This window comes from Nocardia asteroides, assembly GCA_019930625.1.
Taxonomy (GTDB): domain Bacteria; phylum Actinomycetota; class Actinomycetes; order Mycobacteriales; family Mycobacteriaceae; genus Nocardia; species Nocardia sputi.
The window spans coordinates 2,135,152-2,158,458 of sequence record CP082844.1; the positions used below are offsets into that span (position 1 = coordinate 2,135,152).

Below are 23,307 nucleotides of genomic sequence, written 5' to 3' on the forward strand. Positions count from 1 at the left end.
ATGGGTAGTGACGTACGCGTCGTTTAGAACCGAATCCGTGCGGTCGCCTGTTCGCCGCTACGCTCATCGGCGTGCAAGCCGAACCCCACCTGCCGCTCCCGGCAGAGTTGCCGCTGGTCGACGAGCCTGGCGGCGCGAGCGACGGGCCCGAAGGAGGCAGCGTGCGTAACCACGCAGGGTCCCGGGAGCGCCGAATCGAACAGAGCACCGATGTCGACCTCAAGACGCAGATCGTCCGGTTCACCCTCACCGGCGGATTCTCGGCCGTCGTCGACTACGGGCTCTACAGCCTGCTGCTCAATCTCGTCGGCCTCCCGGTCAACGTCGCCAAGTCAATCGGATTCGTGGCGGGCACCACGACGGCCTACCTGATCAATCGCCGCTGGACCTTCCAGGCCCCGCCCAGCCGCGCCCGCTTCCTCGCCGTCGTCCTGCTCTACGCGGTGACCTTCGCGGTGCAGGTCGGCATCAACGCGGGCCTCTACTTCACCCTCCCCGAGGAATGGTGGCGTCAGCCGCTGGCCTTCGTCGTCGCCCAGGGCACCGCGACCGTCATCAACTTCGTCGTCCAGCGGTTGGTGATCTTCAAGATCCGCTAGATCGGGGACGAACCCGGGCTCGGAGCGATTGCACTTATAAGTGCAAGAGGTTACGTTGGGTAGTACCTGCGAGAGCGGAGAGGAGTTCGAGTCCCATGGGTGCATCCGGCATTCGCCACGAAAAGGCAGTTCTGTCGATCAGTGCCAGTGAGGTGGAGCAGGCTCGGGCTTTCAAGGATCGTGTGGAGAAGGCGTGCGGCGCCGCATCGGCGCACGCGACTATCGCAGTCGAAGTCCGGGATGGGGAGTCTGTGGAGATGCCCGCCGAACTCACCGCGTTGATCGCTCAGATCCTCGACCTCATCAGCCGAGGCTGCACCGTAACCGTGGGCGGTCTCCCGAACGAGGTGACTACGACTGTCGCCGCCAAGATGTTGGGTGTCTCGCGACCGACCTTGATGAAGCTGGTGAACGAAGGCAGGTTGCCATCCCACAAGGTTGGTTCGCACACGCGGCTTTTCAGCAGAGATGTTCTGGCGCACAAAGAGATTCAGCGTGCTGCGCAGCGGAAGGCGTTTGATCGGCTGCGCGAACTCGAGGACGAACTCGGAGTGGTCTACTGACCGCCCAGGCGCTATCTGATCGATCCTGTAAGCGCTGAAGTGGCGCCCCGTTCGCTTGTGCGATGTCCGTCATGGTCAGCGGGCGGGGGGCGAACGTTCTTGTCGATGCCAACGTTTTGTTCTCCCGCACGCTACGGGACTGGCTGGCGCTGCTCTACCTTCATCCAGGCAATGAGATGTTCGAGGTCATATGGACCGACGACATCATGGTGGAGTTCCACTATCACTTACGTAAGAAGAATCCCTTGCTGGACGACGCCCAAGCTGGACATCAATGCTCTTCTCCGCGAGCCGACCTGACACGGGGTCGCCGTGGCGATCGAGTGGCGTTGACCGGCAAAAAGGGCGTCGGAGTGTCTCAATTCATGAGCCCGTCTGTCCGGTCTGATTCACTTCACGCAGCGCCGCCCAGGCGTCCGCTACGGGACCAACGTGCCCGAGCTTGTCGGGATTGTTCACCGTGCGGATCGTCTGGATCTGTCCGTCGAGGATGTCGAGCGCCCAGGTGTTGAGGACCTTGCCGTCCCGGTCGCGGAAGATCGCGCCCGGCTGGCCGTTCACCTGGTGCGGCTCCACATGCGCTCCGATCCGGGCGAACAGCGGGAAGAGCGCGGCGAGCGCTCGGGCCACGTTCTCGGCGCCGACGAAGCGGTCGGCCCATTGCGGGGCCTTGCCGCCGCCGTCGCCGACCATCTGGACGTCGGCGGCCAGCAGCGCGGTCAGCCCGTCGACGTCCCCGTCCCGGAAGGCGTCGAGGAACCTCCCGGCGAGCTTCTCGCGCTCGGTTCGGTCGGCTTCGAATCGGGGCCTGCCGGTGTCCATGTGGCGGCGTGCCCGCACCGCGAGCTGTCGGCACGCGGCCTCGGAGCGCCCTACGGCGGCGGCGACTTCGCCGAATCCGAACCCGAATACCTCCCGCAGCACGAACACCGCGCGTTCGAGCGGGCTGAGCCGCTCCAGCAGCAGCAAAGCCGCCATCGACAACGAGTCGGCCAGCTCCGCCGAGCGCTGTGGGTCCTGATAGGGGTCGGCCAGCAGCGGCTCGGGGAACCACGGCCCGACGTAGTCCTCCCGGCGAACGCGTGCCGAGCGCAGCACATCGATCGAGATCCGGCTCACGGTGGCCGACAGGAACGCCTTGGTCGAGTCGGGTTCGGTCGGGGAAGCCGCGAAGCGCAGCCAGGTCTCCTGGACCGCGTCCTCGGCTTCGCTCACGCTGCCCAGGAGCCGGTAGGCGATGGAGAACAGCAGTGGCCGAAGCTCCTGGAACTCCTCGATCCGACTCACGCCTGCTCCTTCTCGATCCTTGGTAGCCACGGGGCGCGGCGTGGCTGTCGCCCGCGCCCCGGTCCATAGTGGGCAGGCCTCACCAGGGCACCGGGCCTTCGGCGCTGAAGAATCCGCCGGTCGGTCCGTCCGCACCGAGCGTGGCCAGGCGCACCAATATCGCGGCGCCCTCCGCGACCGTGAGGAACCCGGTGTGATTGTTGCTGTCGGTGTCGACGTAGCCAGGGGCGACGGCGTTGACCAGGATGCCTTCCTTCCGCAGCTCGTTGGCGTAGTGCACGGTCAGGGCGTTCAGCGCGGACTTGGACGGCGAGTACGCCGCCGACGGCAGCAGCGCCGCGAAGGGGCCGTCCGGGTCGCTCATGAGGGTCAGCGATGCGGCGTGACTGCTGACGTTGACGATCCGCGGCGCCGGTGACCGTCGCAGCAGCGGCAGCATGGCATTGGTCACCGCGATCACCCCGAAGACGTTGGTCTCGAACACCGTCCGGACCATGTCCAGGTCGACGGAGCTGGGGACCTGATCATAGGCGTCCGTGGGGGAGACCTGTCCGGAGCCGGTGATGCCCGCGTTGTTGATCAGCACGTCGAGGTGGCCGAAGCACTCCTCGACCTGCCGCGCGGCCTCCTGGACGACGGTCTGATCGGTGACGTCGAGGGTGACCGCGTGCGCGTCGCCGCCGGTCGCTCGCACCGCCGCGGCGGCCTCTTCGCCGCGCCGGGAGTCCCTGGCGCCGATCAGAACCGTCAGGCCCAGCGCGGCGAGTTGTTCGGCAGCCCCACGGCCGATTCCCTTGTTCGCTCCGGTGACCAGTGCCACCTTCTGGTGTGTGATCTGCTCGCTCATAGTCTGCTCCTTGCTCGGGGAGGCGCGTTCTTCTCAGAACCTGTCGGAACCCGAGACGAGACAGCTCGACCGCCTGTGACATGCGGACGGAAAGCGGACCGGTCGGCGTCAGTAGATGACCAGCCGTGCCCTTACAGATGGGACCGTCCCCGCTGTCCGTGCCGAACTCGAGGAGCGTGTGAACAGGCCGATCGCGGAGCCTTACCGACCGCTACGAACCCCCCGCCGCTCGAAAAACTCTTCGCATACTGGACGGAGATATGGATCAGCGACGCATCTGATCCGGGTGGAATCAGACCTTGAATGAATGCAGGCGTGCGGTCGCGAGGGTCTGTAGTGCGCCGAATGCTTCGAACGTGCCCACAGGTTGAAAACCGAGACGGCTCGCGAGTTTCAATGAACGGTCGTTGGCGGTTTGGGTGACGATCAGAACCGGCTGGTCGGGCAGTTCGGTGGCGGCGGCGCGCAGCACGGCGGACGCGGCTTCGAACGCGAACCCGGCACCCCAGGCATCGCGGCGAAGGACATAGGTCAGTTCCAGTTCTTCGCCGTCCTCGGTCACGTGTCCGGGTTGATCGGCAGACCGGCGGCAGAGCATCAGCGTCCCGATGAGGAGATTCGTGTTGTTGTCGGCGATGACGTAGACACCGGGAGCGGCTGTCACGTTGGCGATGCCGATCGCGTTGAGGTACTGCTCGACGTCGCTGCGAGAGCGTGGACCACCGAGGTAGGTCCGAACCGCGGGATCGGTCTGTAGCTCGATGAGTCCCACACGGTCATTGTCATGCGCTTTGCGCAGCACGAGACGATCTGTAGCGATCTCCGGGGCGGACAGCGTAGGAAGTCGGCTCATGGGAACCATTCTGTTCGACGCCGAATGTTGAACCGCATCAACCTGTCACGCACTGGGAAGGAGCGGCGCTGTGTACGACCTGGCTCAGGAGCGGTCGAACTCCGGTGCCATCCTCGCTCAACTCCACGGCGGAGCATGCAACACGGCCCGACCTGACCGTCGAGTCGGACCGGGCCGTGTTGGTGGTGTGGCTAGGGGCGGTCGAACTCGCCGTCCGTCACGCCTGCGGTGAAGGCGTCCCATTCGCTGGGGGTGAAGACCAGTGCTGGGCCGGTGGGGTTCTTCGAGTCGCGAACGCCGATCTTGTCACCGTCGAGGAATGCCACTTCGACGCAATGCTGGCTGGCTCCGCTGCGGGTGCTCTTGAACCACCGTGCTTCCGATAGGTCACTGACCACGCCCATACTCCTTTTCCAGCTTCGTGAAAGTCTGCGGTTCTCCTGAACGTTCAGAGCCGTGTTGGTTGGTGCCGCTAGCGCCAGTCGAACTCGCCGTACGTGACGCCTGCGGTGAAGGAGTCCCATTCGCTAGGGGTGAAGACCAGTGCGGGGCCGGTCGGGTTCTTCGAGTCGCGAACGCTGACGTGTCCTTCGTCGAGGTAGGCCACCTCTACGCAGTCCCCGCCAGCCTGGCTGTAGCTACTCTTGAACCAGTTCGCGCTGGATAAGTCCCTGGTCACGCGGCATACTCCTCTGCAATCTCCTGCACCAGAATCCTGGTGTCACTCTCACTCAACGCTACCTGGCGGAGGGTCTCTGCTGTCGCTCTGTGGCGCTCGATCACCGGGTCGTCTTCCAGGAACAACGCACCCGTAAAGCCTTCCACGAAGACAACCGGTGGCTCTGGCGCTCGGCTGGTATGTAGGGCCGGGAATTCGAATAGGGTGAACGACTGAACAACCAATCCGGGGTGTCCACCTGCATCGAAGGGAATCACGCGGATAGAAACGTTCGGCAGGCTTCCGACACTGAGGAGGTGGGGCAACTGCTCCGCCATCACATCCCGTCCACCGATCTGATTTCTCAGCACGGACTCCGACACCAGCACTTCCAGCCAGAAGGTCGGGTCTTCAACAAGCCGACGCTGTCGCCGCGGGGTCAACTCGAGCCGTCGCTCCACGTCCACAGCTGACATGGCTGGATCGGTCGTTTCGGCAATCCATCTGCGATAGGCGGCAGTTTGCAGCAGGCCGGGCAGAAGCGTGAGTTGAAAGGCCGTCATGCGCGAGCATGCCTGCTCCAGGCTCATGAAGTGATCGAAGTGGGGGTTGACCACATCGGCATATGCGCGCCACCAGCCACTGGAAGGATCGCCCTTGGCTGCCTTGACTTCCTGGAGCAGGCCGAGCACTTCAGCTTTGGCATCTGCATCTGCCTCATAGAAATCGAGTAGGTCCCGCAGCTGGGCGGTGCTGATCCTGACTCTCTGACCGTCTTCCAATCTGCCGATGCCCTGCTTGGACACCTCGATCGCCAGCCCTGCCGCAAGCTGACTCTTTTTGGCTTTGGCGCGCAAATCGCGGAGTCGACGTCCGAGCGCACGCCGGGGAAGGGTGGACCCTCCTGCCATTGCTTAGCCTCGCTATCTGATGTGACCCGTACTGGACCGAATTTCTTGGGCTGCTTCGCAGAGGACCGTCTTCAGCTGGTCCGTCCCATGCTGGTCCTCCAGTGTAATTGATGGAATGGCCAGAATGGACAGTCCAGTTGAGTCGAATTGATGTGTACTGAGTACGCGCCCGGCAACGAGAGCTATTGAGCCACCGACCAATTCGGTCTCGTTCGATCAGCCGTTGCCAACGCCATCCGGCCGGGTCCGGGCGCGCTCCACATGACGTTCGATCCGAGTAGGGGGCTTTCGAGATGGACCATGAGCCGTTCGAGGACACTCCGGTGTCGCGGTGCCAGTTCTACCGGCGGGCATGCGGTTTGCCCGCTGTCATCGACCCGCCTGGGCTAGGGCGGATCGTTGTGCGTGCGGGGAGCGTCTGGGGCATCACGATGCCCGCGCGGCTGGGGCAGGCGGTGCGGGCGCACCTGCACGGCCAGGGCAATTCCGTAGGCCCGATCGTCGGTCATCCGCGCTCGGGCAGGTGGACGTTCCTGATTCGGCCCGATCTCGGTGAGACCGACGATATGCGGCTGTTCGCCGAGCTGTTCCGGCTGGATGTGTCGGTTGCGCGTGCGGGGGCGACTATTGCGCTGCCGTCGCCTACCGCGTCGGCGGGGGCGATTCGGCAGTGGATCGAGCCGCCTGCCAACTCGTTTCGCCCCTCCGGCGTCGCTGTCGTGCGGGCGATCCGGGCGTGGGCTGATCAGATGCCCTGGCGTGGCTCGCGTTCGATGCCGCGAAGCGGTGACCAGCCGTTCGAGGTTCGCGGGTGATGGTCGCGAGCGTCATCGCCGGGGTCGCCGTCCTGTGGTTCACGGCGAACTACTTGATCGCGATGGCGGTGCTGGAGCGTCGCATCGCTCACGAAAGGGTGTGCTGCGAGCGTCCGCGCGCTGCCGAGGTGGCGGGCACTGTGACGTGGATGCAGGCCCGGACGTTGCCCACCACCTGCCCGCTGGTCGTCGAGCGTCGAGTGTCGGCGTGAACGGCCCCTGGTCCCGCCTACCGGGAGAGGAGGGGACGGGATCATCGCCCGTCCCCGGAGTGCGTTCGCCGGTCGGGCCCGACCCCACCCGCCCCAGCATTGCCCGCGTCCACGACTACAGCCTGGGCGGTAAAGACAACTACGAGGTCGACCGCCGTTTCTTCCACGACATCCTGCGGATCGCCCCCCGGATGCGAGAAGTGCCGCTGACGACACGGCGTTGGCTCGACCGCGTCGTGCGCTATCTCGTCTGCGAAGCGGCAATCGACCAGATCGTGGACATCGGAGCCGGACTGCCCGCCCTCCGGAACATTCACGAAGTCGCGCATCAGCACGAATCGCGAGCGCGGGTGGTGTACGTGGACAACGACCCGCTCTGCTGCACCCACGGCCGTGCGCTGCTCGCACGGCATGCGGGCGTCCGATACGTGCAGGCCGATCTCACGCGACCGCGAAACGTCCTGTCCGAGACCGCCGATCACCTCGAGCGAGATCGGCCGCTCGCGGTCATCCTGTCCAGCGTCCTGCACCATGTGCCCGAGGGACTCGACCCCGCCCGGATCGTCCGCGAGTACACCGAGATCCTGCCGCCCGGTTCATATATCGCGCTCAACCATTACCTCGACCCGGCCGACAATCCCGTCGCCCATCGGCTAGCCCGTGAACTCGAGAACCGCTTCGTCCACGGGCTGGGTTCGGGCTGGTTCCGCCCTCGCGAACGGATCGCCGCCTTGTTCGACGGTCTGGAACTGGTCGAACCCGGTCTGGTCGAGCTGGGCGACTGGTGGCCTCACGGCCCCGCGTTGCGCCCGCGATCTCCGGAGGAACGGCTGATGCTGGGCGGGCTGGGGCGCATTCCGGCTCTCAGGCACCGGTGAACAGCGAGCCTGCCAGTTCGGTCTTCTCTGCCTTCGCGCCGAAGTAGTCGCCGCCCTTGGCGCGGACGTTGTCGGTGCCCCACTCGCGCTGTTCGCGCTGGGCGGGCACCAGGTGCGGGATGTGCTTGCGGCAGTGGATGTACGCCTCTTCCACGTCGACCACCACCCAGTGTTCGGCGGCGCGGCCCTTGTGGTTGACGGGCAGGTCGGGCACGACGCTGCGGAGGGCGGGGTCTGAGACGATGTGTGCCGAACCGTTGATGTGCAGTCCGATGAGGTCCCGCACGAAATCGATGAGCAGGATCCCGACGTGCGGGTTCTCCAGAATGTTGCCGAGACTGGCCATCACGCCGTTGCCACGATATTCCGGGTAGGCAATTCGGCGCTCATCGATGACGTGCAGAAAACCGGGTAACCCGGCCCGGAAAGTCGAGTCGCATTCGCCGCGTTTGTCCGCTGTGGCGATGAACGCCATATCCATCCGGCCGATGAATTCGATCATCGTCGGATTGAGCCGATCGAGCACCTGATCGTCGTAGAAACGCTGGGCTCGATCTTGTGTTCCGTACCGTTCCTGCAGCTCACGCTCGCCATCGCTGCCGTTGTGTGTGCCGGGCATTGCCGCCCCCTCTGGTCGCCGGAATCCGGGGTCCGCCAGGCTCGACGTTGAACCGCGGCCGCACCGAGATCGCGCCAATTTTAGATGAGGGGCGCACGGTAAAACGTCGAAATCCACGTAGATGATGCCCGCGAATCCCGTGTCACGCAAGGATCTCCATAGATTAGCTAAGAGCCGACCGGCCGGAATTATTTCCGGCCGGTCGGGATTTGCCAAGTGATGTGCGGTGCCCTCAGGCGGGGATCAGGGTGACCGGAACCCCGTTGAACACGGCATTGCCGGAGGGTGCGTCGATCACCGAATCGTCGGTGAGCACATTGGCGTTGACGCCCGCGTGCTCGCGGGCCACGGTCTGCGTGCTGTCGACATGGCCCCAGCCGTGCGGCAGGCTCACCACTCCGGGCATGATGGCCTCGGTCGGCTCCAGCGGGACCGTCAGCGTCCCGGCGGCGGACTTCACCACCGCTCGGTCGCCGAGCCCGAGTCGCGCCACGTCGGCCGGATTGATGTGCAGGGTGCAGCGATTCGATCCGCTCACCAGCGTCGCGATGTTGTGCATCCAGCTGTTGTTGGACCGCAGTTGCCGCCGCCCGATCAATACGATCTCCGGGGCGGCGTCGGACAGACGCGCCCGCATCCGTGCCACGTCGTCGAGCAGTGGCTGCGGGGCCAGGTCCACGCGTCCGGTCGCCGTGCGCAGCACGCCCGGCAGGCGCGGTTGCAATGGACCGAGGTCGATGCCGTGCGGGTTGTCCAGCAACACTTGCAGGTTGAGTGTGCCGCCGTTCCATTCGCCGTGCGGCCCGAGGCGCAGCATCAGGTCGATGCGCTGCTCGGTGCTGGTCTCCCCGATCAGGTCGCCGCGCCGGTCCGCGAGCCCGGCCTTCTGCAGCAGGCCCGCGATCACGAATTCATCCACAGCGGTGAGCGGATCGATCCCATCCGAGCCGCGGTGCGGCCTGCCGGTCAGCGCGGCGGCCAGACGAGCCAGCACGGCAGGCTCCGACGGCCGGTCACCCAGCGGCACCAGCGGCCGCGAGTAGCGGGCGTAGTTGCGCACGGCGAACTGCAACAGCGCGAAATCGTAGTGCGCGGACTGGGTCGGGCGCGGCGGCGGGAGGATGACGTCCGCGTGCCTGGTGGTCTCGTTCACATAGCGGTCCACGCTGACCATGAAGTCGAGCTGGGCGAACGCTTCGTCCAGGCGCGCCCCGCTCGGCGCGGACAGCACCGGGTTCCCGGCGACTGTGATCAGCGCGCGGATCTGGCCTTGCCCCGGTGTGATGATCTCGTCGGCGAGCGTCGCGACGGGCAGTTCGCCCATCGCCTCGGGCAGCTCGCGAACCCGGCTGGTCCACCGCCCCGTGCGGAACGGCCTGGTGCGCGGGATGCCGCCGGCCGCGGCGGTGGCGAACATCGCGCCGCCGGGGGAGTCGAGGTTTCCGGTCAGCGCGTTGATCGCCTCGACGAGCCACTGGGTGATGGTGCCGAATTCGGCGGTGCAGGTGCCGATGCGGGCGTACACCGCCGCGGTCGGGGCCGCCGCGAGCTCGCGGGCGAGCCGCACGATCGTGGCCGCCGGGACGCCCGTGCGGGCCGAGACCGTTTCCGGGTCGAACGCGGCGGCGGCCGTGCGCAATTCCTCCAGCCCGGTCACCTCGACGCGCAGGTCGGTCAACTGCTCGGCGAAAAGCGTGTGCACGATGCCGAACAGCAGGTAGGCATCACTGCCCGGCCGGATGAACAGGTGCTCGTCGGCCAGTTTCGCGGTGCGCGTCACCCGGGGATCGACCACCACGAAACGGCCGCCCCTGCTACGTAGCGCCTTCAATCGGCCCGGAAAATCGGGTGCGGTGCACAGCGAGCCGTTCGACTCCAGCGGGTTCGCACCGAGCATCAGCAGATAATCGGTGCGGTCCAGGTCGGGCACCGGCACGGTCAGCGGGTCACCGAACATCAGCCCACTGGCCACCTGCTTGGGCATCTGATCCGCGGTGCTGGCCGAATAGATGTTCCTGGTGCCCAAGGCGCGCAGCAGGATCGGCACGTACAGCGTGCCCGCCACAGTGTGAGCGTTGGGATTGCCCAAGTAGGCCGCGGCCGACTGGTTTCCGTGCTCGGCCACGACGGCGGGAAACCGCTCGGCGATGTAGTCGAAAGCTTCGTCCCAGGTCGCGGTGCGCCAGGTATCGGTCACGCGATCACGGATCAGCGGTTCGGTGACCCGGTCTGGGTCCTCGTCGAGATGGCCGAAGCTGGCCCCCTTGGGACAGATGAAGCCCTTGCTGAAGGGATCGTCGCGGTCGCCGCGGACGGAGGTCACGTGGTCGCCTGGGTCCAGGGTGATTTCCAGGCCGCAGACCGCCTCACAGAGCGGGCAGGTCCGCAGCAGATTGCGCGATTGCGTGATCGGGGCCATACCCCATCTTGGCGTCCGGCGGTGGAACTGAAAAGAGGACGCTTGAAATCGGCGACGCCAAACGACCGGTACCCGGCGGCGCTCCGGGGTGGGGATCCGGAGCGCCGGGACGGATACCGGTCGCAAACAGGCCGGGTAGCGCGGCCCCGACCCGCGATCAGCAGGCGAAGTCGATCAGAAACGCGTCGTTCAGCAGGCGATGGTCAGCTTCGCGCGGCGCGACGCGGTGGCGGCGCGTACGGCCGCGGCGATCGCGACGACCGGCGGCACCCAACGGGCCTCGGCGGGCGACACGCCCCAGCAGGCCGAACCGACCGAGAGCTGGGTGGGCGGCAGCGGGATGCCCGCGCCGTCGGTGTACACGGTGGCGCCGGCCTCGCGCAGCGCCTGCAACGCCATCTCGGCCTTGCGGACGCCGGTGACGAGGTGGATCTCGCGTCGCTCCGAGCCGGGAATCTCGATCACCGCGCCGGAGAGGTTGTTCGCCCGCAGAAAGCGGCGGACCTCGCCGGCCAGTTCGCCGGAGACCTCGATGCCGGACAGGTCGTCGTCGGTGATCAGGCTCAGACCGTTGGCCGTTTCGGCGACCGTCCACCCGCGCTGGTTGTAGTCCTGCGCAGCGGCGGTCAGCTCGGCCGCCGTGACGGAAGTCGGAAACGTGGTGCGCACTGTCTTCTCCATTCCCCGGTAGATCTCTGGGTCCTGCATTCATGGGTCGTATCGGCGGGGGCCGCCGCGAGCGTTACGCGATCTTCGGAAGAATTTCCGGAGTGTCGCCTACGTCTCATTTCCGAGGGGGTTCGTCCGCGTGCGGCCGGGCATTTCGAGGTGGCTCGCAATGGCTGCCACGCAGCTGGTTTCGGCCGCGAGCCTGACCGCTCGCTGTGCCGGAGCTGCGAGGCTGCTGTGGATGGTGTGATTGATGTTTCCGTGCGGGAGTTCCCGGTTCCGTGCGTTCCCGGCTGGATCCGGTCGCCTCGGGCGAGGAGGATTCCGGCATGAGCGTCAGGCCCGGAGGCGGTAGTTCACGTGACCACGGAGGGCCCGCGCATGCCGAGGAGGACACAGCATGAGCGTCAGGCCCGGAGGCGGTAGTTCACGTCACCACGGAGGGCCCGCGCATGCCGAGGAAGACACAGCATGAGCGTCAGGCCCGGAGGCGGTAGTTCACGTGACCACGGAGGGCCCGCGCATGCCGAGGAAGACCCAGCATGAGCGTCAGGCCCGGAGGAGGAGGACACGAGATGAGTGACGAATCCGACGGCATCGGTGCGCCCGTCGAGGGCCAGGCGGCGGACGCGGCGGAGTTCGAGGCCGAATCGCGCTGGCTCGCGTGGAAGGAGTCGGCGGCCGAGCGGCGGTCGGGGGCCGCCGCCGACGAAGAGGAGCACCCCGAGCCGTTCCGCAGCCCGCGCGCGTTCGTGCAGTGGAGCTCCGCGGCCGCGCGCGCCTTGGTGGACGTGCAGTTCCACCGCCCGGCGACCCGCACGCTCTTGCCGCTGGCCTACATCCTGGGGCTGGTGTTCGCCTTCGCCGTCCCCATCACGCTGACGGTTTCGGCGTGGCGGGTGTCCGCGGTGCTCGGCGTGCTCGCGGCGGTGCTCGGCGTGCCGCTCGGCCTGACCATCGCGGCCGCCGTCCGGCTGATGCTCGAGTTCCTGGTGAACGCCTCCCGCCTGGCGACCAGGGTGGAGCACATCAGCGAGCTGGCCGATGATCTGTTCCAGGCGTTGTCGGACGTGGCCGAGCCGGTCAACCAGTTGTCCGAAGACGTTCGGGCGGTGCAGTTCTGGCGCTTCCGCAAGCGAAACCCGCGCAGGTAGGGGACGAAAACGCGCCGTCCGGAAGTGTTTTGACTCGCTGGAGACAACGACCTAGCTGAGACACGCACAGTGACCAGCGTGAGTTTCACTGTCGACAATGCTGTTCGGATACCCGGCACATCCACCGTGGGTGTCCGGGAGGGTGGGTCGCGTCGCAGACCGGGCATGGTTCACGGTGCGGCCGGACAAGGGCGAAACAGGGGGGAAGCATGGCTTTACCGCAAGGGACGACCGGTTCGACCATGCCGAGGCGGCAGCTCGGCAGGCAACTACGCGATCTGCGCAATCGGGCCGGGATGACCACTCGGGTGGCCGCGCAGCAGCTGGAATGGTCGGAGGCGAAGATCTGGCGGATCGAGACCGGGCAGACCTCGCTGCGCGGCCTCGATGTCGAGGCGATGTGCAAGGTCTACGGCGCGCCGCCCGAACTGCTCGAACCGCTGCGCGCGTTGGCTCGCGACACGAAGGCCAAGGGATGGTGGACCTCCTTCGGCGACGTGATCCCGGAGGGCTTCGACGTCTACATCGGGCTGGAAGAGGCGGCCACCAGGCTGTTCACCTACGAGAACGAACTCGTCCCCGGCCTGCTGCAGACCGAGGGCTACACCCGCGCGGTGTTCGCGGCGGCGTATCCGGAGTTGTCCGCCGACGAGATCGACCGCAGGGTGGGGTTACGCCGGGCCCGGCAAGCACTGGTCACCCGCTCCGACGCGCCACTGCGCCTGGACGCGCTGATCGATGAGGCGGTGCTGCTACGGCGCATCGGCGACCCGGCGGTCGCCGCCGAGCAGCTCGACCACCTGCTCCGCATGGGCGAGTTGCCGAACATCCGGATCCGGCTGGTGCCGATGGACTGTGGCTATCACCACGGCTTGACCTCAGGCCGATTCGTCTTGTTGCAGTTCCCCGGAGTGCGTTCCGGCGAGCCGCCCGAACCGCCGGTGGTGTACGTCGAGGCGTTCACCGGGCCGGTGTATGTGGACAAAGAGCCTGAGATCGCGCGTTTCCGCAGGGCATTCGCGAGTATCGAGGCGGCGGCGGTCGACGCTCGCGCGGGCATCGAGAAGGCACGCGCGTCGCTGTGAACCGGACCTCTATCCGGCGCTGATCAGCACTTCGGCGGGCCCGGCAGATCCCAGGTATCGCTCAGCACGGCCCGGTGGGTGGGCAGGGCCTGTTCATAGACCTCGCGGCCCTTCTCGGTGAGGCAGACGAACACGGCGCGACGGTCTTGCGCGCACATGGTGCGCCGGACGAGACCGTCGCGCTCCAATCGGGCGACGGCCCGCGACAGCGCGCTCTGGCTGAGGTGGATGTCGCCGGCCAGATCGCTCATCCGGTAATCGCCGCAGTTCGCGTCGACCAGCCGATCCAGAGTCTCGAATTCGCTCAGCCCGATGGAATGACCGTTCTGCAGCGCCTTCTCGAGCGCGCAACTCACCGCCGCGTGCCGGTCGAGCAGCTCCCGCCACTCCCCAACCAGCCCGGTGGGCGCGGCAGCGCCCCGGGCCGTTTTCACGGTGGTCGGCTTCGACATGGCCCCATCTTAGTGGGCACGCCATGTTCATGCAACTGCATCTTATGTGTTGGCATTTAATGCGCACGCATGTAATCTTCCCCGCATGACTTCACCGGCAACGCTCTCGGCCGCGCAGGCGACCGATCCGACCAGATGGTCAGCCCGGCTTTGGGGCATGCTGATCACGCTGTGCATCGTGCTGTTCCTCGACGGCCTCGACGTTTCGATGATCGGCGTCGCCCTGCCGTCCATCGGCGCGGAACTCGATCTGTCCACGTCCACCCTGCAATGGCTGGTCAGCGGGTACGTGCTCGGTTACGGCGGTCTGCTGCTGCTCGGCGGCCGCACCGCCGACCTGCTCGGGCGGCGCAAGATCTTCCTGATCGCGCTCGCGGTCTTCGCGGTCGCGTCGCTGGCAGGCGGTCTGGTCAGCTCCGGCCCGCTGCTGATCCTCACCCGCTTCATCAAGGGCCTCGCCGCCGCGTTCACCGCGCCCACCGGCCTGTCCATCATCACCACCAACTTCGCCGAAGGACCGGCCAGGAACAAGGCGCTGTCCATCTACACGGTGTTCGGCGCGGGCGGCTACTCCATGGGCCTGCTGTTCGGCGGGCTGATGACCGGCGTCGGCTGGCGCTGGACGTTCCTGCTGCCGGTGCCGATCGCGGTCGCCGCGCTGGTCGCCGCCTACGTGCTGGTGCCCAAAGACAAGCCCGCCGAGGAAGGCGGACACGACCTGCTGGGGGCGCTGCTGTCCACCGCGGCCATGCTGCTGCTTGTCTACACGGTGGTGGCCGCGCCGGAAGCCGGATGGGCGTCGGCGCGCACCATCGGCTCGTTCCTCGCGGTCGTCGCGCTCTTCGCCGGATTCGTCGCGGTGGAGAAGCGGGTGCGCTACCCGCTGGTGCGCCTCGGGATCCTGCGCAAGTCCTCGCTGGTCCGCGCCAGTCTCGCGATCGTCGCGGTGGCGGGCTCCTACTTCAGCTGGCAGTTCATCGTCACCCTCTACATGCAGGACACCCTCGGCTGGTCGCCGCTGAAGCTGGCGATGGCGCTGCTCCCGGTCGGTCTGCTGGTCGTGCTGTCGGCGTTCTTCTCCGACAAGCTCGTGGATCGTTTCGGCACCGGGCCGGTGATCGCGGTCACCATGGTCGTGATGGCCGTCGGCTACCTGCTGTTCCTGCGGCTGGACACCGCGCCCTCCTACCTGACGATGCTGCTGCCCGCCGTGCTGCTCATCGGCATCGGCTGGGTCGGTTTCCCCGCCATCAACATCCAGGCCACCAACGGCATCGATGACGACGAGCAGGGCCTCGCGGCCGGGGTGTTGCAGACATCCATGCAGGTCGGCGCGGCCATCGTGCTGGCGGTGACCACCGCGATCATCGCCTCCGGCGCGCACGCCGACATCTCCGCCGCCGGGATGCTCGACACCTACCGCCCGGGCCTGGAGTTCGCCGCGGGCGTGTCCATCGTCGGCGCGCTCGTCGCCCTGCTCGCCTTCACGCCGCGGTCGCGCGGCCGGGAGCGGGCGGCGGAGGAGACGAAGGAGCTGGAACTCGTCAGCTGACCGTCGTACCGGTCGCCGAGCGCCGTCACCACACCGGGTGGCGGCGCTCGGCGCTGTCTCGCAGTCGCTCTGCCGGTGCGGGTTTCGACCGGCTATGTCCGCTGTGCCGTCAGCGGCTCAGGAAAATGGCGGCGCGACAGTGTCTTTCGCGGAGCGGACGAAGGTGAGTTCACGGCCGTCCCGCCCCACCCGCGGCCACTCGATGCTCAGCGTGGGATCGAACGCATCGATGTCGTGGTCGAACTCGGGCTGATATTCCAGGGAGCACAGGTAGGTGACCGTCGATCCGTCTTCCAGGGACAGGATCGCGTGGCCGAGTCCTTCGGACAGGAACACCGAGCGGCGGTCGACGTCGTCGAGCAGCACGCTGTCCCAGCGCCCGTAGGTCGGCGAGCCGCGGCGCAGATCCACGACCACGTCGAGGAACGCGCCGCGCACACAGGTCACGTACTTGGCCTGACCCGGCGGGTCCTCGGTGTAGTGGATGCCGCGCAGCACCCCGGCCGCCGACACCGAACAGTTCACCTGCCGCAGGTCGAACGGCCGCCCCGTCGCCTTCTCGAACTCCGAGGCCTTGAACCCTTCGAGGAACATGCCGCGATCGTCACCGTGCTGGCGCGGAGTGATCACCCACGCGCCGGGCACCGCGAGTTCCCGGAATTCCATGCTCACCAGTCCCGTCCGCGTTCGAGCAGATCGAGCAGGTAGCGGCCGTAACCGGAACGGACCATCGGTTCGGCGAGCCTGCACAACTGATCGTCGTCTATGAAGCCCATCCGCCAGGCCACCTCCTCGGGCACGCCGATCTTCAGGCCCTGCCGCTCCTCGATGGTGCGCACGTAATTGGCCGCGTCGAGCAGGGAATCGAAGGTGCCGGTGTCCAGCCAGGCGGTGCCGCGGGCGAGCACGTCCACACTCAGCCGATCCTGCTCCAGGTAGGCGCGATTGATGTCGGTGATCTCGTACTCGCCCCGCGCCGACGGACGTAGCGAACGGGCGATCTCCACCACGTCGTTGTCGTAGAAGTACAGGCCGGGAATGGCGTAGTTCGACCGCGGGACCTTCGGCTTCTCTTCGATCGACACCGCGCGTCCCTCGGTGAACTCCACGACGCCGTAGGCGGTCGGGTCGGACACCCAGTAGGCGAACACCGCGCCGCCGTCGATCCCGTGGAAGCGATTGAGACTGGTGCCCAGGCCGGGGCCGTGAAAGATGTTGTCGCCGAGTACCAACGCCGCGCAATCACCGCCGATGTGGTCGGCTCCGAGGACGAAGGCCCTGGCCAGGCCGTCCGGCTCCGGCTGGATGACGTAGCTCAGCGACAGCCCGAGCTGGGCGCCGTCGCCGAGCAGCCGCCGGAACGCCGCTGCGTCCTCGGGGGTGGTGATCACCAGGATGTCCCTGATCCCCGCGAGCATCAGCGTGGAAAGGGGGTAGTAGACCATCGGTTTGTCGTAGACCGGGACCAGCTGCTTGCTCACCCCGCGCGTGATCGGGTGCAACCGGGAGCCGGTGCCGCCCGCCAAGATGATTCCGCGCATGCATGGAGTCTGCCAGTTTCACGGCGCCGGGATTCGGTGAGGTTCCGAGTAGTCCTCGATTCGGTCACGATCGTTTCGCTTCCGGGGGTATCGAGCGATTCTGTTGCGTAGGTCACGGTGCGCGTGGTGTTCTGAAAAGACACTGCGTGAGATGTCAGCGCCGACAGCTCGCTTGGGCGACCTCGGTCCGGTCGTGATTCGGCGCGCCAGTTGTTAGGTAGGTGCGCGATGGCGAGCAGAGACGGCGAGCCCGGCGTGGTGATGAATCCAGAAGGCCCCAGCGCGCAATCGCGCTTGCTGCTGGCCGCCTGCATGGGCGTGGTGCGGCCGATGCTGCGGACGCTGCCGGTCACCAGGGCGACCATTCCGTTCGGCGCCGCCACGGTGGACGGGCTGGCGCGATTGCGTCCGCAGCCGCAGGGCATCGATCGAGAACAGGTGACGCTGCACGGTCTGCGCTTGGAGATCCTTCGCCCGGCCGGTGCGGCGCGTGCGCTACGCCACGGCGCGGTGCTCTACATGCACGGCGGCGGCTTCGCGATCTGCAGTACCCGCAGCCACCGGCCGATCGCCGGGAGCCTGGCCCGCCGCACCGGGCTGCCGGTGATCAACGTCGAGTACCGCCAGTTGCCCGGCACGCGCATCACCCACTCGGTGCACGACTGCCTGGCCGCCTACCGCTGGCTGCTGCGCCATGGCGCGGATCCGGCGCGGATCGTCTTCGCGGGCGACTCGGCGGGCGGATACCTCACCTTCGCGACGGCGCTGCTGGCCCTGGAGTCGGGACTGCCCGCGCCGGCCGGGTTGGTCGGCCTGAGCCCGCTGCTCGACCTGGACTACGCGGCGAAGCGGGACTACGTGAATGTTTCGCGAGACCCGTACATCCCGTTGTCGGCGTTGCAAGCGGTGGTGCGCATCGGCGCCGAGGTCGACGGGTTGCTCGATCCGAGTCTTTCGCCGGTCAACGCGACGCTGTCCGCGCTTCCGCCCGTGCTGCTGGTCGCGGCGGAGGACGAGGTGCTCCGGTTCGATTCCGAGTTGATGGCGCAGCGGCTCACCGCCGCGGGCGTGCCGAACGCGCTGGAGCTGTGGCGCGGCCAGGTCCACGCCTTCATGAGCATCGCGCCGGGCCTGCCGGAGAGCAGGGCGGCGTTGGCGCGGGTCTCGCGTTTCGTGCGGGCCCGCGTCGCGGACGACCAACAGGCACGAACGGCTTGACCGTTCGGCCTTTCGAGGCGAGCCTCGCCCCGCATCGCGCCGGGACGGGGCTCGCGTCCTGTCCAGGGTGCGCCGTTCGGCGCGTGCGCCCAGGGCACTCTGGATTCGGATCGATGTTATCTGTTCTTGATAGTGCAGGTCAGCCCGGGGAAAATCAATAAGTTCCATTTTGTTCAGCGAGTGTTCACCTTCGGGCCAGCGATAGGAATAACGGAGCCCCGCCCGCGTGATAACGCGGACGGGGCTTCCGTTTTCGGATTCAGTTGTGTGCGTTCAGCCGATGCTTACTTGGTGGGCGTGAACGGCTGGTTGATCGTGGTGAAGTACTGGATCGCCGCACCGATCGCGACCGGGGCGGTGATCAGCAGCTGGCCCGCCAGGGTGCCGAGCGCGCCGATGGCGAGGATGCCGCCGAGGCAGCCGATGGCGGCGGCCGGGATGAACGGGCCGAACAGGCCGATGATGGTCGCCGAGGCAACGGTGGCGCCGGCGATGCCGCCGAGCACGCAACCGACGGCGCCGCCGCCGATGCCGCCGACCAGGGTGCCGATGGCGGCACCGGTGGAGATGGTGTCCTTCAAGCGGTTGAACGCGGCGACCTCACGGTCGTACTCGCTCTTCCACGGCGCCTTGTCCTCGAATGGGAGGGCGACCGGCTTGTAAGTCGCGTGCGCCAGGTCGAACTGCGGGGTCAGGGTGGCGGTGCGGTCCGCGATCTCGGCAGCGATCGGGAACTCGAACTCGTCCACCCGGAAGGTCAGCGGCATGCCGGTGAGGACATCACCGTTGGCGGCCTTGACCTTGAAGACACCATCCTCCACGACCATGGAACCGGCATCGGTCGAGATGATGGACTGGGTGTCGGTGGTCTGCGCGGTGAAGTTCACCGCGCCGTTTTCGGCTTCGGCGGCCGGAGCCGCGTTCACGGTGCCGGCGGTGACGCCGAGGGCCGCGATCAGCAGGGCCGACGTCGCGGCGAATTTCCTCATCAGCATTTGTTTGGAACCTCGATGTGAAAGCGTTCGGAGGGGACTAGATGAGCAAAATCTAGACCAGCTAACGAGTGGTGAACCCGTTGTGACTATTTATTCAAATTTTGTTCACCGCCGTGACTCACGACATGGTGGGGTCGCGGAAATGTGGGGGCTGACCGGGGATTTCCAGAAATAGACCGCTCCGCGCGTTCCAGCCGCTGGGAACAAGGTGAGACGAAGGTCACAGTTGGAAAACCTGGTGGGCCTTCCGCCGCACCGGTTCCCGAGTCCGTCGTCGGGGCGACCCGGCCCCACGTACAGTCATGGGGTGCGATTGCTCGTCACCGGCGGCGCCGGGTTCATCGGCGCGAACTTCGTCCAGCAGCTCGTGTCCGACCATCCGGATACGACCGTCATCGTCCTGGATGCCCTGACCTACGCGGGGAACCGGGCCTCGCTGGGGCCGGTGGCCGACCGCATCGACTTCGTGCACGGTGACATCGCCGACCTCGACCTGGTGGACGAACTGGTCAGCGGGGTCGACGCGGTGGTGCATTTCGCCGCGGAGTCGCACAACGACAACTCCCTCGCCGAGCCGTGGCCGTTCGTGCAGACCAACATCATCGGCACTTACTCCTTGCTGCAAGCCGTGCGCAGGCACGATGTGCGCTACCACCACGTGTCGACCGACGAGGTCTACGGCGACCTCGCCCCGGACGACCCGGCGTTCACCGAGACCACGCCGTACAACCCGTCCAGCCCCTACTCGGCCACCAAAGCCTCGAGCGATCTGCTGGTGCGCGCGTGGACCCGCTCGTTCGGCGTGCGGGCCACGATCTCCAACTGCAGTAACAACTACGGGCCCTATCAGCACGTGGAGAAGTTCATTCCGCGCCAGATCACGAACTTGATCGATGGCGTGCGTCCTCGGCTCTACGGGGCGGGGCACCAGGTACGCGACTGGATCCACGTCGACGACCACAACCGCGCCGTGTGGGAGATCCTGCGCCGCGGCCGGATCGGGCAGACCTATCTGATCGGCGCCGACGGCCAGCTCGACAACAAGTCCGTGGTGCGGATGATCCTCACGGAATTCGGCCGCGACCCCGACGATTTCGACCACGTGACCGACCGGCCCGGCCACGACCAGCGCTACGCCATCGACGCCACACTGCTGCGTTCCGAACTCGGTTGGCGGCCCCGGTACGCGGACTTCCGCGCCGGCTTGGCGGCGACCATCCGGTGGTACCGGGACAACGAAGCCTGGTGGCGCCCATACAAGGCCGACACCGAGCGCGCCTATCTCGCGGCAGGCGAGCGGACGCTCAGCACGGCGGGCGACTGAACGACAGTGGCGCCCCGGGGACCAGCCCCGGAGCGCCACTGTCGAACTCTCCTGCCGCTCAGCCCCACACGATGGTGTAGTACTTCGCCGCCGCCGCGACCAGCGCCACACTCGTCGCCACCAGTACGGTGACGGCCGGGCCCAGCGCGGGGGTCTTCCCCGCGGAATCGGTGAGCCGCAACGGCATCCAGCGCAGCAGCACCGCGAGCGCGACGATCGCCAGCGGCACGAAATAGCGGCCCTGCACGCCGTCGACGATGTAGTAGCCGACCGGCGTGAACGACATGTAGAGGGTCACGTAGATCATCGCGACGCTCGCGGCCATGGTGAGCGCGACGATCAGGGTGCGGCGGAAGGCCGGAGCGGTCATCCGTTCGGCGATGCCGATGCTCACCGCGAACGCCAGCAGGCAGGCCAGCATGGAGAGGGCGGGCACGTCGACGTAGGCGAAGCCGAGTTCCCCGAAGAACTGACTGAACCAGCGCTGGTCACGCAGCGCGATGCTCTCGCCGAACACGTGCGCGAACTCCGGTGGATCGCGCAGGATGCCGCTGAGCTGGTCGCCCGGACGCACCGAGTGCCACTGGTGCTGCGGCCGCATCAGGCCCATGCCGTCGCCGGTCGGCGCCGCGATCTTCATCCACACCGCGAAGGCGAGCGCGCCGGTCGCGGCGAACGCCCAGGGGATCCCGCGCCGCCAGCCACTGAACCCGAACCGATCGGCGGGCACCAGGGCCACCAGCAGCGCGAGCAGCACGTAGGTCGGCTTGCTCACCGGCAGCAGGATCGTCGCGGCCAACAGCGCGCCGATCTCGACCCGGTTCAGTCGCTCGCCGAGGAACATGGCTTTCACCAGCAGCGCGGAGACCATGATGGCCAGCGCGTTGGTCATCGTGTCGGCGGTCACCGTGCCCGCTTGGAACACCGCGATCGGCAGCGCCGCGACGGTGAACGCCAGCCATTGCACCCGGTGGGCGCGCAACGCGTACAGCCCGAACCCGACCACCGCGAGGTAGGCCACCAGCCCGGCGAGGCGGGTGAGCAGGAGCAGGCCGCCCACGTCGAGTCCGAAGAGCTCGCCGAGGCGGATGCCGATAGCGGCCGGGATGTAAGGGACCGGCGAGTAGGCGGCGGTATTGGTGAACCAGACCGGTTCGGTGGCGTCCGAGACCGCGGCTCCGGTCAACTGGTCGTAGCGGCCGGGGTCGCCCACCATGGGGTCGGGCTCGTCCGGGTTGGTGGTGTAGTCCTTCAGCGCGTAGCCCATGAGCACGGTGATGCTGGACGGGACATCGCCGCCGTAGGCGACACCACGATCGTCGTGGATCCGCTGGGGCAGCAATCCGCCGTGCGCGACTTGGTAGGCCCGGCCGAACTGCGTGATCTCGTCATGACCCCAGAACGGCGGGGTGAGGACGGTGAACAGCGCGCCGAAGATCGTTGCCAGCAGGGTGAAGGCGATCGTCGCCCCGCCTAGTCGCGTCACCATTCGGTGTGCGAAACCTCGGGCCGCCCGGTCCGTGCCGGTGGCCTTCGCGGCCTCGGCGTCCACCGCCGGTAGCGGTGCGGTGTCGGTCGCGGGTAGCGGTGCGGTGTCCGCGGGCTCGTTCAGATCTTTGTCCGGCGTCGCGGTCGGATCCGCCGAGGTCGTCAACGCAGGGCTCCGCCGTCACGGGCAGCAGCGCCGTCGCCGGAGGTGCGGAAGTCCTCCGCGCCCACCGCGGCGTAGCGCAGGTAGACCAGGCGCGCGGCCTCGTGACGGGAACGGCGGATGCCGTCGAGGATCAGGCCCGCGGTCCACGCGAGGCTGCCGAGCAGCAACAGCGTGAAACCGAGGAACAGCGTCGGGAATCGCGGCACCTCGTGGGTGTTGTAGAACTCGACGACGATCGGAATGGTCAGGATGATCGACACCAGCCAGCTCAGCGTGCCGAACAAGCCGTAGAACGCGACCGGCCGCTCGTGCCGGGCCAGCCCGATGATCAGGGCGAGGATCTTGAACCCGTCGTGGTAGGTGCGCAGTTTGCTCTCGCTGCCCGCCGGGCGATCGCGGAAGCCGACCGGAACGGCGGTCTGCGGCACCCGCAGGTGCAACGAATGCACGGTGAGCTCGGTCTCGATCTCGAACTCGCGCGACACGGCGGGGAAGCTCTTGACGAACCGCCGGGAGAACACCCGGAAGCCGGAGAGCATGTCTTCGACGTTGTCGCCGAACACCTTTCCGACCACGCCGTTGAGCACCTTGTTGCCGGTCTCGTGTCCCGTGCGGTAGGCCGAGGCGCCTTCGTCCTGCTTGCGCACCCCGAGCACGTGGTCGTAGGGGCCGTCCAGCAGCGTCTTGATCATCAGCGGCGCGGCGGAGGCCTCGTAGGTGTCGTCGCCGTCGATCATCAAGTACACGTCGGCCTCGATGTCGGCGAAGGCGCGGCGCACCACATTGCCCTTGCCCTTGGTGTGCTCGTGCCGCACGATCGCCCCGGCCTCGCGGGCCCGTTCGGCGGTCTTGTCCGTGCTCAGATTGTCGTAGACGTAGACGACGATTCCCGGCACAGCGGCCTGCAGATCGGCTACGACCTTGGCGACCGAAGCCTCTTCGTTGTGACACGGAACCACGGCGGCAATACGGAGCTCGGTGGAGTCCACCCGGGTCAATCCT

Annotated in this window: 24 protein-coding genes and 1 pseudogene; 10 read left to right on the forward strand and 15 right to left on the reverse strand. The window is 67.0% G+C overall.

Annotation, left to right across the window (positions count from 1 at the left end; genetic code table 11):
- The first annotated feature begins 71 nt into the window (after positions 1–71).
- Both K8O92_09700 and K8O92_09705 read left to right on the forward strand, forming a co-directional pair.
- Complete coding sequence (locus K8O92_09700; protein UAK34132.1) at positions 72–599, forward strand: GtrA family protein; 528 nt, start codon at positions 72–74, stop codon at positions 597–599.
- A 257-nt stretch (positions 600–856) separates the two neighbouring features.
- On the forward strand, positions 857–1,162 hold the full coding sequence (locus K8O92_09705; GenBank protein UAK35569.1) for a helix-turn-helix domain-containing protein: 306 nt from the start codon (positions 857–859) through the stop codon (positions 1,160–1,162).
- A 363-nt stretch (positions 1,163–1,525) separates the two neighbouring features.
- Here K8O92_09705 and K8O92_09710 read toward each other — a convergent pair whose 3' ends face one another.
- The 6 genes from K8O92_09710 to K8O92_09735 form a co-directional block, all read right to left on the reverse strand.
- On the reverse strand, positions 1,526–2,449 hold the full coding sequence (locus K8O92_09710) for an RNA polymerase sigma-70 factor (GenBank protein ID UAK34133.1): 924 nt from the start codon (positions 2,447–2,449) through the stop codon (positions 1,526–1,528).
- 79 nt (positions 2,450–2,528) lie between these two features.
- Positions 2,529–3,296, reverse strand: coding sequence for an SDR family oxidoreductase (locus K8O92_09715; GenBank protein UAK34134.1), 768 nt, complete (start codon positions 3,294–3,296; stop codon positions 2,529–2,531).
- 292 nt (positions 3,297–3,588) lie between these two features.
- Entirely contained in the window at positions 3,589–4,149 is a 561-nt protein-coding gene (locus K8O92_09720; GenBank protein UAK35570.1) for a GNAT family N-acetyltransferase, read from the reverse strand.
- A 191-nt stretch (positions 4,150–4,340) separates the two neighbouring features.
- Positions 4,341–4,547: a DUF397 domain-containing protein gene (locus tag K8O92_09725; GenBank protein UAK34135.1), complete on the reverse strand. Its 207-nt coding sequence runs from the start codon at positions 4,545–4,547 to the stop codon at positions 4,341–4,343.
- A 74-nt stretch (positions 4,548–4,621) separates the two neighbouring features.
- On the reverse strand, positions 4,622–4,828 hold the full coding sequence (locus tag K8O92_09730) for a DUF397 domain-containing protein (GenBank protein UAK34136.1): 207 nt from the start codon (positions 4,826–4,828) through the stop codon (positions 4,622–4,624).
- Positions 4,825–5,718: a helix-turn-helix domain-containing protein gene (locus K8O92_09735; GenBank protein ID UAK34137.1), complete on the reverse strand. Its 894-nt coding sequence runs from the start codon at positions 5,716–5,718 to the stop codon at positions 4,825–4,827. The genes K8O92_09730 and K8O92_09735 overlap by 4 nt, the downstream gene beginning before the upstream one ends.
- Positions 5,719–6,011: 293 nt before the next feature.
- Here K8O92_09735 and K8O92_09740 point away from each other — a divergent pair.
- The 3 genes and pseudogenes from K8O92_09740 (at position 6,012) to K8O92_09750 (ending at position 7,623) form a co-directional block, all read left to right on the forward strand.
- A pseudogene (locus tag K8O92_09740) lies at positions 6,012–6,452 on the forward strand (DNA-directed RNA polymerase subunit beta).
- Positions 6,453–6,529: 77 nt separating this feature from the next.
- Positions 6,530–6,745, forward strand: a complete 216-nt coding sequence (locus K8O92_09745) for a hypothetical protein (protein ID UAK34138.1) — start codon at positions 6,530–6,532, stop codon at positions 6,743–6,745.
- The gene (locus tag K8O92_09750; protein ID UAK34139.1) at positions 6,742–7,623 is read left to right on the forward strand and encodes an SAM-dependent methyltransferase; all 882 of its coding nucleotides are present in this window, start codon (positions 6,742–6,744) and stop codon (positions 7,621–7,623) included. The genes K8O92_09745 and K8O92_09750 overlap by 4 nt, the downstream gene beginning before the upstream one ends.
- On the opposite strand, the gene K8O92_09755 is transcribed toward K8O92_09750, so the two are convergent.
- From K8O92_09755 to K8O92_09765, 3 genes are all read right to left on the reverse strand, one after another.
- Complete coding sequence (locus K8O92_09755) at positions 7,610–8,242, reverse strand: pyridoxamine 5'-phosphate oxidase family protein (protein ID UAK35571.1); 633 nt, start codon at positions 8,240–8,242, stop codon at positions 7,610–7,612. The genes K8O92_09750 and K8O92_09755 overlap by 14 nt on opposite strands.
- Before the next feature lie 232 nt (positions 8,243–8,474).
- A complete protein-coding gene (locus K8O92_09760; GenBank protein ID UAK34140.1) occupies positions 8,475–10,661 on the reverse strand; it encodes a molybdopterin-dependent oxidoreductase in 2,187 nt (728 codons plus the stop codon).
- A gap of 189 nt (positions 10,662–10,850) precedes the next feature.
- Positions 10,851–11,342: a hypothetical protein gene (locus K8O92_09765; protein ID UAK35572.1), complete on the reverse strand. Its 492-nt coding sequence runs from the start codon at positions 11,340–11,342 to the stop codon at positions 10,851–10,853.
- 563 nt (positions 11,343–11,905) lie between these two features.
- On the opposite strand from K8O92_09765, the gene K8O92_09770 reads away from it, so the two are divergent.
- Together K8O92_09770 and K8O92_09775 are read left to right on the forward strand one after the other, a co-directional pair.
- Positions 11,906–12,484 (forward strand): DUF4282 domain-containing protein, encoded by a 579-nt coding sequence (locus K8O92_09770; protein ID UAK34141.1) that lies wholly within the window; start codon positions 11,906–11,908, stop codon positions 12,482–12,484.
- Positions 12,485–12,693: 209 nt separating this feature from the next.
- Complete coding sequence (locus tag K8O92_09775; protein UAK34142.1) at positions 12,694–13,569, forward strand: helix-turn-helix domain-containing protein; 876 nt, start codon at positions 12,694–12,696, stop codon at positions 13,567–13,569.
- A 23-nt stretch (positions 13,570–13,592) separates the two neighbouring features.
- Here K8O92_09775 and K8O92_09780 read toward each other — a convergent pair whose 3' ends face one another.
- Positions 13,593–14,021, reverse strand: coding sequence for a MarR family transcriptional regulator (locus K8O92_09780; protein UAK34143.1), 429 nt, complete (start codon positions 14,019–14,021; stop codon positions 13,593–13,595).
- Positions 14,022–14,106: 85 nt separating this feature from the next.
- On the opposite strand from K8O92_09780, the gene K8O92_09785 reads away from it, so the two are divergent.
- Positions 14,107–15,573, forward strand: coding sequence for an MFS transporter (locus K8O92_09785; GenBank protein ID UAK34144.1), 1,467 nt, complete (start codon positions 14,107–14,109; stop codon positions 15,571–15,573).
- A gap of 117 nt (positions 15,574–15,690) precedes the next feature.
- Here K8O92_09785 and K8O92_09790 read toward each other — a convergent pair whose 3' ends face one another.
- The gene (locus tag K8O92_09790) at positions 15,691–16,239 is read right to left on the reverse strand and encodes a dTDP-4-dehydrorhamnose 3,5-epimerase (protein ID UAK35573.1); all 549 of its coding nucleotides are present in this window, start codon (positions 16,237–16,239) and stop codon (positions 15,691–15,693) included.
- A 2-nt stretch (positions 16,240–16,241) separates the two neighbouring features.
- Positions 16,242–17,114: a glucose-1-phosphate thymidylyltransferase RfbA gene (gene rfbA / locus K8O92_09795; protein UAK34145.1), complete on the reverse strand. Its 873-nt coding sequence runs from the start codon at positions 17,112–17,114 to the stop codon at positions 16,242–16,244.
- 228 nt (positions 17,115–17,342) lie between these two features.
- Between rfbA and K8O92_09800 the strand changes: the two genes are divergently transcribed.
- On the forward strand, positions 17,343–18,332 hold the full coding sequence (locus K8O92_09800; GenBank protein UAK34146.1) for an alpha/beta hydrolase: 990 nt from the start codon (positions 17,343–17,345) through the stop codon (positions 18,330–18,332).
- A gap of 284 nt (positions 18,333–18,616) precedes the next feature.
- Here K8O92_09800 and K8O92_09805 read toward each other — a convergent pair whose 3' ends face one another.
- The gene (locus K8O92_09805; GenBank protein ID UAK34147.1) at positions 18,617–19,327 is read right to left on the reverse strand and encodes a hypothetical protein; all 711 of its coding nucleotides are present in this window, start codon (positions 19,325–19,327) and stop codon (positions 18,617–18,619) included.
- A gap of 307 nt (positions 19,328–19,634) precedes the next feature.
- On the opposite strand from K8O92_09805, the gene rfbB reads away from it, so the two are divergent.
- Entirely contained in the window at positions 19,635–20,651 is a 1,017-nt protein-coding gene (gene rfbB / locus K8O92_09810) for a dTDP-glucose 4,6-dehydratase (protein ID UAK34148.1), read from the forward strand.
- Positions 20,652–20,709: 58 nt separating this feature from the next.
- On the opposite strand, the gene K8O92_09815 is transcribed toward rfbB, so the two are convergent.
- Both K8O92_09815 and K8O92_09820 read right to left on the reverse strand, forming a co-directional pair.
- Positions 20,710–22,140 carry a DUF2142 domain-containing protein gene (locus tag K8O92_09815; protein ID UAK35574.1) on the reverse strand — a complete coding sequence of 477 codons (1,431 nt, stop codon included), beginning with the start codon at positions 22,138–22,140 and terminating at the stop codon, positions 20,710–20,712.
- 161 nt (positions 22,141–22,301) lie between these two features.
- Complete coding sequence (locus tag K8O92_09820; protein ID UAK34149.1) at positions 22,302–23,294, reverse strand: glycosyltransferase; 993 nt, start codon at positions 23,292–23,294, stop codon at positions 22,302–22,304.
- Between the last annotated feature and the right edge of the window lie 13 nt (positions 23,295–23,307).

Excerpts from the sequence above, each read along its gene's own strand:
- K8O92_09775 (UAK34142.1), top strand. The coding sequence starts at position 12,694 with ATGGCTTTACCGCAAGGGACGACCGGTTCGACCATGCCGAGGCGGCAG.
- K8O92_09760 (UAK34140.1), bottom strand. The coding sequence starts at position 10,661 with ATGGCCCCGATCACGCAATCGCGCAATCTGCTGCGGACCTGCCCGCTC.
- K8O92_09735 (UAK34137.1), bottom strand. The coding sequence starts at position 5,718 with ATGGCAGGAGGGTCCACCCTTCCCCGGCGTGCGCTCGGACGTCGACTC.
- K8O92_09815 (UAK35574.1), bottom strand. The coding sequence starts at position 22,140 with ATGGTGACGCGACTAGGCGGGGCGACGATCGCCTTCACCCTGCTGGCA.
- K8O92_09770 (UAK34141.1), top strand. The coding sequence starts at position 11,906 with ATGAGTGACGAATCCGACGGCATCGGTGCGCCCGTCGAGGGCCAGGCG.
- K8O92_09705 (UAK35569.1), top strand. The coding sequence starts at position 857 with ATGCCCGCCGAACTCACCGCGTTGATCGCTCAGATCCTCGACCTCATC.
- K8O92_09790 (UAK35573.1), bottom strand. The coding sequence starts at position 16,239 with ATGGAATTCCGGGAACTCGCGGTGCCCGGCGCGTGGGTGATCACTCCG.
- K8O92_09805 (UAK34147.1), bottom strand. The coding sequence starts at position 19,327 with ATGCTGATGAGGAAATTCGCCGCGACGTCGGCCCTGCTGATCGCGGCC.
- K8O92_09720 (UAK35570.1), bottom strand. The coding sequence starts at position 4,149 with ATGAGCCGACTTCCTACGCTGTCCGCCCCGGAGATCGCTACAGATCGT.
- K8O92_09800 (UAK34146.1), top strand. The coding sequence starts at position 17,343 with ATGGCGAGCAGAGACGGCGAGCCCGGCGTGGTGATGAATCCAGAAGGC.
- K8O92_09765 (UAK35572.1), bottom strand. The coding sequence starts at position 11,342 with ATGGAGAAGACAGTGCGCACCACGTTTCCGACTTCCGTCACGGCGGCC.
- K8O92_09785 (UAK34144.1), top strand. The coding sequence starts at position 14,107 with ATGACTTCACCGGCAACGCTCTCGGCCGCGCAGGCGACCGATCCGACC.
- K8O92_09715 (UAK34134.1), bottom strand. The coding sequence starts at position 3,296 with ATGAGCGAGCAGATCACACACCAGAAGGTGGCACTGGTCACCGGAGCG.
- rfbA (UAK34145.1), bottom strand. The coding sequence starts at position 17,114 with ATGCGCGGAATCATCTTGGCGGGCGGCACCGGCTCCCGGTTGCACCCG.
- K8O92_09755 (UAK35571.1), bottom strand. The coding sequence starts at position 8,242 with ATGCCCGGCACACACAACGGCAGCGATGGCGAGCGTGAGCTGCAGGAA.
- K8O92_09780 (UAK34143.1), bottom strand. The coding sequence starts at position 14,021 with ATGTCGAAGCCGACCACCGTGAAAACGGCCCGGGGCGCTGCCGCGCCC.